This window comes from Lentzea sp. NPDC005914 (assembly GCF_040629405.1).
In the GTDB taxonomy this organism is placed as follows: Bacteria; Actinomycetota; Actinomycetes; order Mycobacteriales; family Pseudonocardiaceae; genus Lentzea.
Map to the genome: position 1 here is coordinate 24512 of NZ_JBEXVQ010000029.1, position 15378 is coordinate 39889.

Here is a 15378-nt window from a genome sequence, read left to right on the forward strand (position 1 = left end):
GGTTACTCGCGTACGCGGGCTAGAGGTCAGCGCGTTGCTTGCGCGAAAAAACCCAAGATCTTCGAAGAATCTCGGGTCTCACCGAGTGTAACAGATCGGGTGTCCGAAGAGATATGCACACTATTTGTCGCTACGTCTGTATCAGACTGCGCCCGTCACGCGTGGAAACCGCAAGAAGCAACAAAAACGGCGGCCACGACGAATTACCCGTCATGACCGCCGTCGTCGAGAACTCACGCGCGGAGAGCAGCCCCGAGGCGTTCTCCGGCGGCTGCGACGGCCGCGTCACGGGCCGACGTCGCCTCCTCCACCGTCAGCGTGCGGTCCGGCGCGCGGAACCGCAGGGAGTACGCGAGCGACTTCTTGCCCTCACCCACCTGCTCGCCCGTGTACACGTCGAACAGGCGGATGTCCTCCAGCAGCTCGCCCGCGGAACCGCCGAGAACCTCCGACACCGACTGCACCGGCACGGAGGCGTCCACGACGAGCGCCACGTCCAGCAGCACCGGCGGGTACGGCGACACCATCGGGGCAGGGCGGTGGTCCTCCAGCGGCAGCGCGTCGAGGTCGAGCTCGAACGCCACGGTCCGCTTGGGCAGGCCCAGCGCCTCGACCACCTTCGGGTGCAGCTCGCCCGCGTGGCCCACCGGCCAGTCGCCGACGCGCAGTTCCGCACAACGACCGGGGTGCCACGGCAGCAGGTCCGACGCCACGACCCGCAGCGTCACCCCGTACGCGGCACCGACCCGGCGAGCTGCCTCCACGGCGTCCGACCAGGTGGCCATGCGGCCCTTGCCCCACCAGCCGGCCAGCTCGCGGTGGCCCGTGAGGACACCCGCGACGTGCAGCGGCTGCTGCGGCAGCGCGGCCTGCAGCGAGGCCACCTCGGCCTCGGTGGGACGGCGGTCGACACCCAGCGACGGCACCGGAACCTGTTGCGCGCGCGGCAAAGTCACCTGCGCGACGTTGTACAGCGCGACATCGCGAGCACCGCGGGCCAGGTTGCGCTGCAACGTCTCCAGCAGACCCGGCAGCAGCGTCGTCGCGAGGACGTTCTTGTCCGCCTCCAACGGGTTCAGCACGCCGACGGTGTTGCGGCGGATGTCGTCCGCCGCCAGACCGAAGGCGTCGAACACCGACGGGTCGATGAACGGGAACGGCTTGACCTCGACGAAACCGTCCTCGGCCAGCGTGCGCCACACCGTGCGGCGACGGCGCTGCTGCTCGGTCAGGCCACGCCCGGCGGGAGCGGGCGGCAGCGTCGAGGGAATCGTGTCGTAGCCCTCGAGACGCAGCACCTCCTCCACCAGGTCGGCGGGCTGCACGAGGTCGGCGCGCCACGTCGGCGGCACGGCCGTGACGATCGTCTGACCGTCGTCGGACGTGGTCACCGAGACCTGGCACCCGATCTGGCCCAGACGACGGGCCGTGACACCCCGCGCGTAGGGGACGCCCGCGACGCGGTCCGGCAGGTCGATCGGCATCGACACCGGCTCGGGCAGCGCGGGCACACCGACGTCGGTGCGGCCCGGCTTGATCTGGCCCTCGGCGTAGTGGTTGAGCAGCTTGGCCGCCCGTTCCAGCGCCACCGGAGCCAACGCCGGGTCGACCGTGCGCTCGAAGCGCTTGGCGGCCTCGGACGGCAGCTTGTGGCGGCGGACCGTGCGCGCGATGGACGCCGGGTCCCAGTTCGCGGCCTCCAGCAGGATGTCCGAGGACGAGTCCTGGACCTCCGTGGACGCGCCACCCATGACACCGGCCAGCGAGATCACGCCGGAGTCGTCGGCGATCACGATGTCGTCGGGGTCCAGAGCGCGCACCGAGCCGTCCAGCGTCGTGAGCTTCTCGCCGGCGACAGCGCGCCGGACCTTCAAAGCACCCTGGATCGAGGCCGCGTCGAACGCGTGCAGCGGCTGGCCGAGCTCGAGCATCACGTAGTTCGTGATGTCGACCGGCAGCGAGATCGAGCGGATGCCCGCGAGCATCAGGCGGCGGCGCATCCACCACGGCGTGGGCACCGTGGGATCGACACCGGTGACGCGACGTGCCACGAACCGCGAGCAGCCGGTGCGGTCCTCGATGTGGACCGGCCACACCTCGCCCTCGGCCTCGGGGATCTCGACGACACCGGGGTCGCCGAACGGCACGTCGAGCGCACAGGCGATCTCGCGGGCCAGGCCGCGGACCGAGAACGCGTAGCCGCGGTCCGGGGTCGGCGCGAGCTCGATGACCGTGTCGGTGAGACCGAGCAGTTCCAGCGCGTCGTCGCCGGGCTGCGAGGTGCCGGTGGGCAGCACGAGGATGCTGGAGTGGTCGTCGCCGATCCCGAGCTCGTCGGAGGCGCAGATCATGCCCTGCGACACGCGGCCGTACGTCTTGCGCTCGGCGATCTCGAAGCCACCGGGCAGCACGGCACCGGGCAGCGCGACGACGACCGAGTCGCCCTCGACGAAGTTCGTGGCGCCGCAGATGATGTTGTTGACCTGCTCCGGGCCGACCTCGACCTGGCAGTAGCGGATCGGCTTCTTGAACTCGGTGAGCTCCTCGATGGCGACGACGCGACCGGCGACGATCGGGCCGGTCACGGGACCGAGCGGGCTCACCTCCTCGACCTCGATGCCGATGCGGGTGAACGCGTCGGCGAGCTCGTCGGGTGTGGGGACTTCGTCGAAACCGAGGTGTTCGACCAGCCAGCTGACCGGAATGCGCACCGGATCAGGCCTCCGTTCCGAATGGCTGGGTGAAGCGGATGTCGCCCTCGACCATGTCGCGCATGTCGGGAAGGCCGTTGCGGAACTGCAGGGTGCGCTCGAGGCCCATGCCGAACGCGAAGCCGGAGTAGACGTCCGGGTCGACGCCGGTGGCGCGCAGGACGTTGGGGTTGACCATGCCGCAGCCGCCCCACTCGACCCAGCCGGCGCCGCCCTTCTTCTCCGGGAACCACACGTCGACCTCGGCCGACGGCTCGGTGAAGGGGAAGAAGCTCGGCCGCAGACGGGTCTTCGAGTCCTCGCCGAACATGGCGCGCGCGAAGGCGTCCAGGGTGCCCTTGAGGTGGCCCATGGTCAGGCCCTTGTCGACCGCGAGACCCTCGACCTGGTGGAACACCGGGGTGTGCGTCGCGTCGAGCTCGTCGGTGCGGAACGTGCGGCCGGGGCACACGACGTACACCGGCGGCTCGCGGTCCAGCAGCGTGCGGGCCTGCACCGGCGAGGTGTGCGTGCGCAGGACCAGCGCGGAGTCGGCGGGCGCGATGTAGAACGTGTCCTGCATCGAGCGGGCCGGGTGGTCCTTGCCGAAGTTCAGCGCGTCGAAGTTGAACCACTCGGTCTCGAGCTCGGGCCCCTCGGCGATCTCGTAGCCCATGGCCACGAAGACGTCGCCGATGCGCTCGGCGAGGGTGGTGATCGGGTGGCGCGCGCCGCGGGGGAAACGGTCCCAGGGCAGCGTGACGTCGACGGACTCGTCGCGCAGCACCCGCTCGTCGCGTTCGACCTGGAGCACGGCGTGGCGCTCGTCGAACGCGGTCTTGATCGCGGACTGCGCCTCGTTCACCCGCTTGCCGGCCTCGGCCTTCGCCTTGGGCGGCAGTGCACCGATCTCACGGCGGGCCAGCAGCACGGGCGACCGGTCACCCAGGTGGCCCGGCTTGACCGCCGCCAGGGCCTCGAGGTCGGCAGCTCCGGCGAACGCCTCGCGCGCCTTCTGCACGGCCGCGTCGAGGTTCTCGGCCGACAGCGCCGCGACCTCCTTGGGGTCGTACGGGTCGTTGGCTCCGGACATGGTTGGACAACAGCTCCCAGTCTTAATTCCACCCGCGGACATCAGGTACTCAGCAGACCGATCCTAGTGGGTGCGCTCTTGACCGCTCCCGGACGTTCCATTAAAGGGCGGCACCGGCCCCTCGCCGATCTCTAGGATGGCGGCATCATGTCGCACACTTTCCGCGTCGACCTGCGCGGCATCATCGACCTGCTCAGCCATCACCTCTACAGCAGCCCGCGCGTCTACGTGCGGGAACTGCTGCAGAACGCCGTCGACGCGATCACGGCGCGGCGTGAGCTCGACCCGTCGTGCCCCGCCGAGGTGACGATCACCTGCGGCTCGGAGCTCAGGATCACCGACACCGGTGTGGGGCTCACCGAGGACGAGGTGCACGAACTGTTGTCGACGCTCGGCCGCACCTCGAAGCGCGATGAGCTGGGGTTCGCCCGCGAAGGGTTCCTCGGGCAGTTCGGCGTCGGCATGCTGTCGTGCTTCCTCGTGGCTTCTTCGGTGACGGTCATCACCCGGTCCGCTCGCGGTGGTTCCGGGGTGCGCTGGGAAGCGGATTCCTCCGGCAACTACACGGTTTCCGTCGTGGAGGGTGAGGTGCCGATCGGGACGACGGTCGTGCTCGCGGCCTCGCACGGCAACGAACACTGGCTCGAGGCGGACGTCGTGCGGCCGTTGGTCAGCGACTACGGCGATCTGCTCCCCGCCGTCGTGACGCTGGACGGCACGGCTGTCACGCGGGGCGAGCGGCCGTGGGACGACGAGGACGCGGACCTCTCGGCGTACTGCGAGCAGATCTTCGGGTTCACGCCGTTCGAGGCGATCCCGATCGAGGTCGAGGCCGCGGGACTCACCGGCATCGCGTTCGTCCTGCCGGAGGGCGTGCATCCCGGGACGCGGCAGACGCACCGGGTCTACCTGAAGCGGATGCTGGTCGGCGACAACGTCGAGGGCCTGCTGCCGGACTGGGCGTACTTCGTGCGGTGCGTGGTCGACGCTTCCGCGATCCGGCCGACGGCGTCGCGCGAGTCGCTGTACCAGGACGAGACGCTGCTGGCGGTGCGCGAGGAGCTGGGCGAGCAGATCCGCGACTGGCTGATCAGGCTGGACGCGATCGAACCGCGCCGCGCCAGTGAGCTGCTGGCCGCGCACCACCTGGGCATCAAGTCGCTGGCGCGGTCCGACGACGAGATGCTGCGGCTGGTCGAGCGCTGGCTGCCGTTCGAGACGACGGACGGGCCGCTCCCGTTGCGGCAGTTCAGGCGCAAGCACGGCGCGATCCTCTACATCCCCGACGTCGACGAGTTCCACCAGCTGGCACCGGTCGCGGCCGCCCAGGGGCTGGGGCTCGTGAACGCCGGCTACGCCTACGACCTGGAGCTGCTGAACCGGCTGAGCGCGTTGGACGGTCCGTCCATCGCACGCCGGGTCGCTCCGTCGGAATTGCTGGCGGCGCTGGCCGATCCGGAGCCGGACATCGAGACGGCGTTGCGGCTGCGGCTGTCCGAGGGCGCGGCGGCGCTGGAGCGGCACGACTGCGACGCGGTGATCCGCGACTTCGACCCGGTCTCGTTGCCGGCATTGCTGATCAGCAACGCGGAGCAGCAGCGCAAGCTCGACACCGAGCAGACCGCCGAGGAGGTCTCGGACCCGTTGTGGGCGGAGCTGCTGGGACAGCTGACCGCGGACTCGGGTTCGGCACGACCGGAGCAGCTGGTGCTGAACTGCCGCAACCCGCTCGTGCAGCGGCTGGCACGGCTGAACGACCCCGCTCTGGTCGAGCTGACGCTCGAGTCTCTTTACGTGCACGCCGTTCTGCAGGCTCGGCGAGCGATGCGACCGAAGGACACGGCGGCGCTCAACCGTTCGTTCCTGGAACTGCTGGACCGCGCCGTGGGGGGCAAGTGATGAGCGACTTCACCAACGAGGACGCCGAAAGAGCGTTCGTCGAGGCGTACAACATGCCCACCGGCATGCCGAAGCACGAGGCGCTGGAACGTGCCGCGCGCATGTCCGACGCGCTGGGGCACCTGCCGCTCGGGGTGTCGTGCCGGATCGCGTTGCTGGACTCGGCCTACTACCTGTCGCGCTACGACCTGATGCTCGCGCCGTTCGCCTGGGCGCTGACCGCGCAGGAGAAGGACCCGGAGTCGTTCGACGACAACGAGCGGCACCGGCTGGACTGGGCGCACAAGTGGATCGGCAGCGGGTTGCGGCGCGACCCCCGGTTCTCGCTGGAGCAGATGCAGTCGGTGATCCGGCAGCTCGCCGACCGCTACGGGCAGCGCGGGTACTCGGTGCAGCCGGTGCACGGGGCTCGCGCCGAGCACGCGTACCACGTCGGTGACATGACGGGCCTCGCCGAGCACCTCGGCAAGTACCTGGCCACCGAGCGCGGGCCGATGGCGGACTGCGCGGCCTGCGTGGTGGAGGAGCAGGTCTGGATGCTGGCCCGGCTGGGCCGGTTCCAGGAAGCCGCCACGCACGGCTGGGAGGGGTTGTCCGGCGACTCCGGCTGTTCCACGCAGCCGCAGGGCATCCTGACCGCGCTGCTGTGGCCATTGCTGGAGATCGGGGACGTCGAGCGGGCCGCCCACGCGCACACGACGGCGTACCGGTTGATCAAGGAAGACGACATCACGTCGTACGTGCACGAGCACATCCGGTTCTGCGCGTTGACGGGCAACGTCGCGCGGGGCGAGGAGATCCTGCGCCGGTCGCTGCACAAGGTCACCGCGACCCAGCTGCCCGCCGACGAGATGTCGTTCGCGCAGTCCGCTTCCGTTCTGCTGCAACGGATTCCCGCCGACACGGTGTTCGAGGTGCCTTCGGTGGGCACGCTGACCGCCGCCGCGTTGCTCGACCGGCTCACGGCGCGGGCGCTCGAGCTGGCCCAGGCGTTCGACGCGCGCAACGGGACGCCGGCGTGGGTAACGCGGGTGACGGAGGCGTTGCAGCGGGCCGACTACTCCCCCGTGCCGCTGGCGGTCCCTCCCGCGGCGGCCACCGAGGTGGTGGAGGAGCCCGTGGTGTTCGGCGATCCCGTGGAGATCGCCCAGGCCATGGTGACGCTGTACGAGCAGGGCGACTTCGTGAAGGCGCGGCGGATGCTCGACTCGCTGCCCGCCGACATGGACGCGTTGCTGCCGCCCGATCTCGCGGCGCACGCGGGCATCCGGCGGATGACGACGGGGCTCGTGCCGTTCGACACCGACGCGTTCGACTCGCTGCTCGCGGTGCTGCCGCACGATCTCGCGCTGCGGTACCGGGCGCGGATGGCGATCGGGCTCGAGGACGGCATGGAGACGGCCGAGCGGTGCCTGGCCGAGGCCGAGTCCGACTTCACGCGGGCGATCGCGGCGTTGACGCTGGCCGAACTGCTGGACGAGGCGCACTCGCACGAGCGGGCGTCGGAGATGATCGCACTCGCGTCCTCTTTGGACGTTCCGGAGCTGCGCGGCCGGGTCCTCGTCGAGGCGGCGGAACACCGTGCGCGGCAACAGGATCTCGAAGGCGCGTACGCGGACGTCGTGGCGGCGATGGCGGGCGAGCTGCCGGTGAGCGCGCGGTTCGAGGGCTACCGGCTGCGGTTGCGGCTGGAGACCCTGCTGCGCAAGGTGCCCGAAGCGCTGGCGACCGCACGGGAGTTCGTGGCGGCGTTCCCGCTGCCGGAAGCGTCCGAGGCGCGCTGGTACCAGGTGGCGTCGATCCAGGAACTGGACCAGGAAGCGGCCTGTCTTGCCGACCTGCGCGAGGCCGTGGCGGTCTCGCGCGTGCACCTGTCCCCCGGCCACACCGCGCACTTCTGCTTCGCGCTGAGCGGCGGGTACGTGCAGACGGACCGGTTCGTCGAGGCCGCCGAAGTGCTGGAGGAGTCGTTGCGGCTGCTCCAGGAAGGTCAGGAGGACCTGCGACTGCAGGTGGTGTTCCGGCTCGGGCAGGTGTGCCGCAGGCTGGGTGAGCTCCCCGCCGCCGAACGGTATCTGCGCGAGGCGGCGGAGCTGCTGCCGCCCGAGGAAGTGGGGCGCCGGGCGTTCCTGCTGGACGCGCTCGCCTCGGTGCAGGCCCGCGCGCACAAGCACGAGGAGGCCACCGCGTCGTGGCGGGCGGCCGCCGCGTTGTGGCAGCAGGAGGGCGACGTCTCGGAGGCGATCGGCTCACTGATCGAGCTGGCGTCCGCGTTGCCGGACGAGGAGGTCCGCGAGACCCGTGCGGCCGTCGACGAGGCCGAGGCGTTGCTGGCGTCGCTGGACGATCCGAGCGAGGTGGCGCGCAGGCAGGCGGAGATCGTCGCGATCCGCGCGTGGGTGCACGGGCAGGCCGGTGAGTTCGCGCTGGCGATGAAGCACTACCGCGACGCCGAGGCGCTGGTGGTGTCGCTGGGAGACGAGGGCTGGCGGGTGTTCATCGTGCTGCGGGCGGCGAACGTGCTGCTGGGGGCGGACGACGCCGAGGGCGCGGAGGCCGAGGCGCGCCGGGCGGCATCGCTGCTGCCCGACGACACCCAGGTCGGGAACGTGCTGTCGGTGCTCTCGGAGGCGTTGCGGCGCCAGAACAAGCCGTCCGGCACCGATCCGCTCGTGCGCGAACTGACCGCTCGGCTGGACTAGTCGCTGGGGTCCTTCGAGGTCGCCTTCTCGTAGGCGACCTCGAACGCCTCGTCCGCCGGCACCGCGATGTGCGGGACCACGCCGACGGCCTCCCAGTTCGTGCCGGAGATCGGGTTGATCGAACGGCCGTTGGGGACCGCGGACTTGAGGTGCGGGCCGACCCGGTAGCGGCTGCCGGGGTGGGCGCCTCCCCTCGTGGTCTCGCCGATGAGGGTGGCGCGCTTGGTCTGCTGGAGGTTGTAGCTCAGCTCCTCGGCGGCGGAGAACGTCCTGCTGCTGGTGAGGACGTAGATCGGCTTCTTGCCGCCGAACTTCGGGCCCGGCACGTGCGGCAGCGTCCAGTACTGCTCGGTCTTGTCCTGCGGGCGGTCGTAGATGTCGTTGAGGTGCAGGCGCTCGTCGAACAGGTAGCTGCAGATCAGCGCCACCGTGTTGGGGTCGCCGCCGACGTTGTCGCGCAGGTCGATGATCAGTGCGTCGGTGTGGGCGACGAGGTTCATGGCCGCGGTGATGGCGGGCGTCGCGATCTCGGCGTCGTGCAGCATGCGGAGTTTGAGCAGGCCGATGTTGCCCTCGAGGCGCTCGATCCTGGTGATGCCGAACGCGTCCTGCTCCGCTTCCTTCTGGTACGCCTCCTGGTCCCAGGCGAACTCCTGACCGTTGTCAGGGACCTCGGCCTCGCTGTGGAGCAGGCGAAGGTGCTTGTCGCCGTTGACCGACTGCAGGTCCTTCGTGACCCTGGTCGCGAACTCCTCGTCGTCCGTCGCGTCGGCGTAGGCACCCTCGGCCAGCCGGGTGCGCAACACGGTGATGATCTCGTTGGCCGTGTCCGGGAAGACGTAGTAGGAGGCTAGCTGGGAGCACAGGAGGTCGATCTCTGGTTCACGCACCGGCACACGATACGAGACGCACTGCGAACCGCGAGCGGATTTTCGGCGTGATTGCGTGTGTGCATCCCGACTGGCAGTTCGACCACATCGACCCGTTGTTGGCCAACCCGTTGAACGAGGTGTTGGCCGGCCTGCGCGCGCAGTGTCCTGTCGTGCATTCGACCAAGCATGGTGGGTTCACGGCGGCGCTCACCTACGACACGATCAAGCAGATCCTGGGCGACCACGGCACGTACAGCTCAGTCGACGGCATCGCGATCCCGCGGCTGACGATGACCGGGAAGCCTCCCATCGACTTCGACCCGCCGCTGCACACCATGTACCGCAAGATCCTGCAGCGGCACTTCACGCGCACGGCCGTGGCGCAGTACGACGACACGTTGCGGACGTTGGTCCGTCACCGGATCAAGGAGCTGGTGGCGAAGGGGGACGTCGACCTGGTGCCCTCGCTCGCGCACTACCTGCCGCCGGCCGCGATCGCGTTGATCCTGGGCATGCCGCCCGAGGACGGGTCGCTGTTCCTCGGGTGGGTGGACAGGCTTTTCCTGGCCGCGCGCACCGGGGAGCGGGAGGACGGCGACCTGGCGTTGCAGGAGTTCAAGGGCTACATCGCCGACCAGCTCGAACGGCAGCGCGCGGCGGGAGCGGACACGGTGGCGCTGGCGATCGCGGACGGGACCGTGGACGGACGGCCGCTGTCGCCGGAGGAGCAGATCGGGATGTTCGTGTTCCTGATCATCGCCGGGCACGAGACGACCGTGCACGGGCTCAGCGCGATGCTCTACTTCCTGCCGACCGTTGACGGGCTGCGCTCACGGGTTCTCGAGCAGCCGGAGTTGATCCCGCGGATGGTCGAGGAGTGCCTGCGGATCGAGTCGCCGGTGGTGGGGATCGCGCGGACCAAGTTGCCGGACGGCGGGCGGGTGCTGGCGGTGCTCAACGCGGCCAACCACGATCCGGCGGTGTTCGCGCGGCCGGCCGAGTTCAGCTGTGAGCGCGACCGCAATCCGCACCTGGCGTTCGGGTACGGCGTGCACCGGTGTGTGGGCGAGCATCTCGCGTTGCTGGAGATGCGGATCGTCGCCGAGGAGGTGCTGAGCCTGATGCCGGACTACCGGTTCGAACCCGGCTTCCGTCCACAGTGGAGCGGCGGGAAGATGACCCGGGGGATCGAGTCGCTTCCCGTTCAGCTGCGCTGATCCCGCGCCGAGGCGTAGAGGCAGACAGCGGCGGCCGTCGCGAGGTTGAGGCTCTCGGCGGCCCCGTACAGCGGCACCTTCAGCGAGGTGTCGAGGGAAGCCACCACGTCGTCGGGCAGACCGTGGGCCTCGCTGCCGAACACCCACGCGGTGGGCTGCTTCAGCTCACCCTTGACAGAGGCTTCGACGAGGTCGGTCTTCGCGTAGCCGTCGGCGGCGACGAGCTTGAGGCCCGCGGTGCGGCAGGCGGCGAAAACCTCTGCGGCGTCACGGGAACGCGCGATCGGCAGGTGGAAGAGCGAGCCCGTGGAGGCGCGCACGCACTTGCCGTTGTGCGGATCGACCGTGTCGCCCGCGAAGATCACCGCGTCGGCACCGGCCGCGTCCGCCACGCGCGTGACGGTGCCCGCGTTGCCGGGGTCCGACACGCCGTAGAGCACGGCGACGAGCCGCGGGGTGCCCTGCAGCGCCTGGTCGAGCGGCTGCGGCACGAGGTCGCAGACCGCGACGAGGCCCTGGGGCGTCACGGTTTCCGACAGCGACTCGGCGGCCTTGTCGGTGACCTCGGTGATCCGGACGCCTGATTCTTCGGCGGTCCGGAGCAGGTCGGCGTTGCGTTCCGCGGCCGTCGCGGTGAAGAAGAGCTCGTGCACCTCGCCGGACTTCCAGGCGAGTGCCTCACGCACGGCCTGGGCGCCCTCGACGAGGAAACGCCCCGCCTTGTCACGGCCCTGGCGACGCGTCAGGTGGCGCGCAGCAACGACCCGAGGCGTCCGTTCGGTGAACGGAGCTGCCTCGGGTCGGTGTCGGCGATCGTGCTGGCTCAGGCCTGGTCCCCGGCCGGAGCGTTCACGTCTGCGGGCAGGGCGCCGCGGGCGATCTCGACGAGAGCCGAGAAGGCGTTGGCGTCGTGCACGGCGAGGTCCGCGAGGATCTTGCGGTCGACCTCGACGCCACCCAGGCGAAGGCCCTGGATGAGACGGTTGTAGGTCATCCCGTTCGCGCGGGCGGCGGCGTTGATCCGCTGGATCCACAGCTTGCGGAAGTCGCCCTTGCGCGCACGCCTGTCGCGGTACGCGTAGTTGAGCGAGTGGAGCACCTGCTCCTTGGCCTTGCGGTACAGCCTCGAGCGCTGGCCGCGGTAACCGCTCGCCAGCTCAAGGGTGGTACGACGCTTCTTCTGGGCGTTTACAGCCCGCTTGACGCGTGCCACGGGTCCATCCTGTCGATCTCATGGGGAACGGAGTCGGGGCTCCGGTTCCCGAAATTAGCTAGGGGATACGAAGCGGGTCAGAGACCGAGCAGCTTCTTGATGCGCGGCGCGTCGTTCTCCGACACGACCGCGGTGCCGCTCATGCGACGCGTCACCTTGCTGGACTTCTTCTCCAGGATGTGGCGCTTGCCGGCCTTCTCCCGGAGGATCTTGCCGCTGCCGGTGACCTTGAAGCGCTTCGAGGTCCCGCTGTGCGTCTTGTTCTTCGGCATTTCCGTCCTCGTCTCGTGCTACCCACCGGGTCGGGGGCGGGGCAATGCGTTCTACTCGGCGGCTTCGGCGGCGTCGTCACCTTCGACGGCGTCGTCCTGGTCCTGCTTGGCCGAACGCGGCTTGATGTTCTTGTGCGGCGCCAACACCATGATCATGTTGCGGCCGTCCTGCTTCGGGTTGGACTCCACGAAGCCGAGCTCCGCGACGTCCTCCGCCAACTTCTGCAGCAACCGGTAGCCGAGCTCGGGGCGCGACTGCTCTCGACCGCGGAACATGATGGTCACCTTGACCTTGTTCCCGTGCGAGAGGAAGCGGGCCACGTGGCCCTTCTTCGTCTGGTAGTCGTGCGGGTCGATCTTCGGCCGGAGCTTCTGCTCCTTGATCACAGTCAGCTGCTGGTTCCGACGAGACTCGCGAGCCTTCTGCGCCGTCTCGTACTTGAACTTGCCGTAGTCCATGAGCTTGCAGACCGGCGGTCGAGCCTGCGCGGCGACCTCGACGAGGTCCAGATCCGCTTCCTGCGCGAGTCGGAGCGCGTCCTCGATGCGAACGATCCCGACCTGCTCGCCGTTCGGCCCGACCAGTCGGACCTCAGGCACGCGGATGCGGTCATTGATGCGCGGCTCGGTGCTCACAGGAGCACCTCGGTTCGAGGGACTTGTCATTCACGTCCTTTAAGACTCGTTTGCGCCAAAGACAAGAGCCCCGTCGTCGATGTCGACGACAGGGCCCGCTTCCGACCGATCACAAACCTGCCTGCTCGGACGCCCGTGCGCCCTGACTGCCAGGATGACCGGACCCGGCCACCTCAAGAAGCGGTGATCGCGGGTGGGAGCGGGGCTCCACTTGCCGCTCTCGCACTAACGAGAGCTGGTCGCGTCCGAAATAGTAGCAGACGCCCTTGTCAACCCCCGAATCGCGGCCCTGTGACGTCGGCTTGCTTGAATGTCGGGGTGACCGATCCGCTTGAAGACAGTGTCCGTGACCTGGGTGATGTTCCCAGCATCGAGGTGATCAGCCGGGCGGCCGTGATGCTGTTGTCCGCCTCCGCCGAACGCCTCGGCCTCGCCGACCCGGACCCCGACGACTCGCCGCGCCGCGACCTGGACGAAGCCCGCCGCCTGATCACGGCCCTGGCCGGCCTGATCACCGCCTCCGGCGAGTACCTCGGCCCGCACGCCGCGCCCCTGAAGGACGGCCTGCAGTCCGTGCAGCGCGCGTTCCGCGAGGCCTCCGCGGTGCCGGACGAGCCCGGCCAGGGTCCCGGCGAGAAGTACACCGGCCCGGTCTACTGATCCGCTCTGACGACGACGGGCTCCCACGGCTCGGCCCTGATCTGGAACACCGCGCTGGCCCGCTGGCCGCTGGCCGCCCTGAACGTGATGGCGCTGCCGTTGTACAGCGGGCCGAGCGCGAGGTGCTCGGCCGGGGGCTCGTCGTACTGGGAGAGACCGAGGACGCGTGAGCCCGGCACCACGGACACCGTGAGCTGCTCGATGACCGCGGGCCCGCCGAAGTAGCTGAGCCGGAACTCGTCGGGCGCGCCGGGCGTGATCGCGAACGTCGGCATGCCCCGCCTCATGCGTTCCGCGTTGAGGCTCTCCGTCAGGTCGTTGACCTGTTGCGTCGCCTGCTGGGCCGTGCGCTGCGCCTCGTCCGCGAGCATCCTCGACGCTTCCGCCGCCTCCTGGGCCTGCGCGGCGGCCTGCTTGGTGTCTTCCGCGACCTTCTTGGCTTCTTCCAGAGCCGTCTTGGCCTGCAGCGCGCTCGTCGCGGCCTGTTCGACGGCCCTGCGCGCGGCCTGCGCCTCCGCCTCGGACCTCCCGGCGGCCTCCTCGGACTTCCTGGCGGCCTCCTGGGCGTTCTTCGCATCCTTGGCCTGCCACAACGCGATCGCCGTGGCGCACATGGCGACGACCGCCGCGATCACCGAGAGCGCGATCATGCCCGCACTCCCAGCGCCGCGAGCTGCCTCTTGGCCAGCTCTTCGATGACGTCGAGGTCGCCCGTCCGCCAGCCAACCGCGGGGTCCTGGTCGAACTTGGCGAGTTCCTTCGGCTTCAGGCTGGTAAGCGCTCTCAGGGCGAGCAGGTCGGGCTTGTTCCGCAGCTTCGCGGTGTTGGCGGCCTTGCGCGCGTAGTTGAGCCTGACCGGCAGCCACGTGATCAACAGGAACAGGACCGGAATCGTGATGATGGCCACCTGAAGCCAGAACGCGGTGTCCTGCACCACACCGATCTGGGTGTTGCCGACCCCGATGAGCGTCTCCCCGGCCTTGCTGCCGTTGCCCAGTGCCCCGGACAGGTCGTCGCCCACGAACGGAACGCCCCGGGCCTTGCTGGCCGCGTTGGTGAAGACGTCGCGGATGTCGCCGCCCGCGTTGACCAGGCCATCGCCGGGAGCTCTCAGTTCGAGAACCCAGTCGTGGGCGGTGGTGGCCACCCAGAGCCAGGTGGCCACCCAGGCCACGGCGAGGAGGTCGGCGATCAGCTGACGCGTGAGCCTGGCGGGTCGGTCCGCGTACCACTTCATGACGTGGATGCTGTCACGTGACCCATCAGTCGTCGATGATCACGTCGGCTGCGGGACGAGAGAGAAGAAAGTGCTTCGCCGGCCAATGGAAAACGGCAACGACAACGAGATCTGCACGCCTAGGCCTTCACGATGAGCCGCGCCCAGTGCTCGCCCGTCTGCTGCCCTATCCAGCCGCCGTACAGCAGCGCCCACCGCCGGCTCGGCTCGCCCCAGAACTCGTTGACCCTGGCGACCGCCTCCTGCCTGGTGAGACCTTCCCGTCCGAGCGCTTCCGCGGTCTCGGCCATCGCCTTCTCCTGCTCGTCGCCGGACGCGTACAGGAAGTCGGTCTCCTCGCTGCTCAGCACCATCAACGGCTGACCGTCGTTCTCGAACTCCCGCAGATACGGAACTCCGGGCCGCTCAACCCAGAACGTCACCTTCGTCGTCACCGGAATGACGTTGTCGTACGGCTCGGAGATGGAGAACAACGCGGTGACAGGGCGGTTCGCTACTCGCAGGCACGCCCGCGCGTAGGCCATCGACACGCCCAGCAACTCGGCCAGGTCGTCCATCCCCGGAATCCCCCAGCCGTTGACCCGCGCCTCGTACCCCAGCAGGTCGTCGCCGGGCCCGTCCCTGCAGTAGCCCTCGAACATCGACCGCAGCAGGTAGGCGCCCGACGGGTGCTCGATCCATCCATTCGCGACGATCGCGGCGAGCGAATCCGGCAGGACGACGGCACCGGGCCTGATCGCGTGCAGCGCCGCCCGCATCCGGAAGTTGGCCTTCTCCGAGATCACCGGGGCCTCCAACCCGCTGATGGCGTGCCTCCCGAGTGGAGGGCACGCCATCAGCAAAGCACTCGGCGATCGCGGTCCGCGCGCCGAATTCCGGTCAGCAGA

General features: G+C 69.4%; 14 protein-coding genes. 4 read left to right on the plus strand and 10 right to left on the minus strand.

Going from position 1 to position 15378, the window contains the following annotated elements; genetic code table 11:
* Positions 1–233 precede the first annotated feature (233 nt).
* Both pheT and pheS read right to left on the minus strand, forming a co-directional pair.
* Positions 234–2711 (minus strand): phenylalanine--tRNA ligase subunit beta, encoded by a 2478-nt coding sequence (gene pheT / locus ABZ345_RS33110; protein WP_359857503.1) that lies wholly within the window; start codon positions 2709–2711, stop codon positions 234–236.
* A gap of 4 nt (positions 2712–2715) precedes the next feature.
* On the minus strand, positions 2716–3783 hold the full coding sequence (pheS, locus tag ABZ345_RS33115) for a phenylalanine--tRNA ligase subunit alpha (protein ID WP_359857506.1): 1068 nt from the start codon (positions 3781–3783) through the stop codon (positions 2716–2718).
* A gap of 147 nt (positions 3784–3930) precedes the next feature.
* Between pheS and ABZ345_RS33120 the strand changes: the two genes are divergently transcribed.
* Positions 3931–5682, plus strand: coding sequence for an HSP90 family protein (locus tag ABZ345_RS33120; RefSeq protein WP_359857509.1), 1752 nt, complete (start codon positions 3931–3933; stop codon positions 5680–5682).
* Positions 5682–8384 (plus strand): hypothetical protein, encoded by a 2703-nt coding sequence (locus ABZ345_RS33125; protein ID WP_359857512.1) that lies wholly within the window; start codon positions 5682–5684, stop codon positions 8382–8384. Before ABZ345_RS33120 ends, ABZ345_RS33125 begins: the two co-directional genes overlap by 1 nt.
* Here the strand turns inward: ABZ345_RS33125 and ABZ345_RS33130 are convergent.
* Complete coding sequence (locus ABZ345_RS33130) at positions 8381–9274, minus strand: S41 family peptidase (RefSeq protein ID WP_359857515.1); 894 nt, start codon at positions 9272–9274, stop codon at positions 8381–8383. The genes ABZ345_RS33125 and ABZ345_RS33130 overlap by 4 nt on opposite strands.
* A 59-nt stretch (positions 9275–9333) precedes the next feature.
* On the opposite strand from ABZ345_RS33130, the gene ABZ345_RS33135 reads away from it, so the two are divergent.
* Entirely contained in the window at positions 9334–10473 is a 1140-nt protein-coding gene (locus tag ABZ345_RS33135) for a cytochrome P450 (RefSeq protein WP_359857518.1), read from the plus strand.
* Here ABZ345_RS33135 and ABZ345_RS33140 read toward each other — a convergent pair.
* The 4 genes from ABZ345_RS33140 to infC all read right to left on the minus strand — a co-directional run bounded on the left by ABZ345_RS33140 (position 10461) and on the right by infC (position 12624).
* Positions 10461–11219 carry an RNA methyltransferase gene (locus ABZ345_RS33140; protein WP_359857765.1) on the minus strand — a complete coding sequence of 253 codons (759 nt, stop codon included), beginning with the start codon at positions 11217–11219 and terminating at the stop codon, positions 10461–10463. The two genes, ABZ345_RS33135 and ABZ345_RS33140, sit on opposite strands and share 13 nt — an antisense overlap.
* Positions 11220–11296: 77 nt before the next feature.
* Positions 11297–11686 (minus strand): 50S ribosomal protein L20, encoded by a 390-nt coding sequence (gene rplT / locus ABZ345_RS33145; protein WP_086663967.1) that lies wholly within the window; start codon positions 11684–11686, stop codon positions 11297–11299.
* 77 nt (positions 11687–11763) lie between these two features.
* Positions 11764–11958, minus strand: a complete 195-nt coding sequence (gene rpmI, locus ABZ345_RS33150; protein WP_086663968.1) for a 50S ribosomal protein L35 — start codon at positions 11956–11958, stop codon at positions 11764–11766.
* Between the two features lie 51 nt (positions 11959–12009).
* Positions 12010–12624, minus strand: coding sequence for a translation initiation factor IF-3 (infC, locus tag ABZ345_RS33155; RefSeq protein WP_359857522.1), 615 nt, complete (start codon positions 12622–12624; stop codon positions 12010–12012).
* A 288-nt stretch (positions 12625–12912) separates the two neighbouring features.
* On the opposite strand from infC, the gene ABZ345_RS33160 reads away from it, so the two are divergent.
* Positions 12913–13254, plus strand: a complete 342-nt coding sequence (locus tag ABZ345_RS33160; protein ID WP_359857525.1) for a recombinase RecA — start codon at positions 12913–12915, stop codon at positions 13252–13254.
* On the opposite strand, the gene ABZ345_RS33165 is transcribed toward ABZ345_RS33160, so the two are convergent.
* The 3 genes from ABZ345_RS33165 to ABZ345_RS33175 all read right to left on the minus strand — a co-directional run bounded on the left by ABZ345_RS33165 (position 13248) and on the right by ABZ345_RS33175 (position 15276).
* A complete protein-coding gene (locus ABZ345_RS33165) occupies positions 13248–13904 on the minus strand; it encodes a hypothetical protein (RefSeq protein WP_359857528.1) in 657 nt (218 codons plus the stop codon). The two genes, ABZ345_RS33160 and ABZ345_RS33165, sit on opposite strands and share 7 nt — an antisense overlap.
* Positions 13901–14491 carry a hypothetical protein gene (locus ABZ345_RS33170; RefSeq protein WP_359857531.1) on the minus strand — a complete coding sequence of 197 codons (591 nt, stop codon included), beginning with the start codon at positions 14489–14491 and terminating at the stop codon, positions 13901–13903. Before ABZ345_RS33170 ends, ABZ345_RS33165 begins: the two co-directional genes overlap by 4 nt.
* Before the next feature lie 119 nt (positions 14492–14610).
* A complete protein-coding gene (locus ABZ345_RS33175; RefSeq protein ID WP_359857534.1) occupies positions 14611–15276 on the minus strand; it encodes a hypothetical protein in 666 nt (221 codons plus the stop codon).
* Positions 15277–15378: the final 102 nt, after the last annotated feature.

Bases quoted from the DNA above. Each gene is read 5' to 3' on its own strand.
- pheS (WP_359857506.1), bottom strand. From the start codon at position 3,783: ATGTCCGGAGCCAACGACCCGTACGACCCCAAGGAGGTCGCGGCGCTG.
- ABZ345_RS33120 (WP_359857509.1), top strand. From the start codon at position 3,931: ATGTCGCACACTTTCCGCGTCGACCTGCGCGGCATCATCGACCTGCTC.
- ABZ345_RS33125 (WP_359857512.1), top strand. From the start codon at position 5,682: ATGAGCGACTTCACCAACGAGGACGCCGAAAGAGCGTTCGTCGAGGCG.
- rpmI (WP_086663968.1), bottom strand. From the start codon at position 11,958: ATGCCGAAGAACAAGACGCACAGCGGGACCTCGAAGCGCTTCAAGGTC.
- infC (WP_359857522.1), bottom strand. From the start codon at position 12,624: ATGACAAGTCCCTCGAACCGAGGTGCTCCTGTGAGCACCGAGCCGCGC.
- ABZ345_RS33165 (WP_359857528.1), bottom strand. From the start codon at position 13,904: ATGATCGCGCTCTCGGTGATCGCGGCGGTCGTCGCCATGTGCGCCACG.
- ABZ345_RS33170 (WP_359857531.1), bottom strand. From the start codon at position 14,491: ATGAAGTGGTACGCGGACCGACCCGCCAGGCTCACGCGTCAGCTGATC.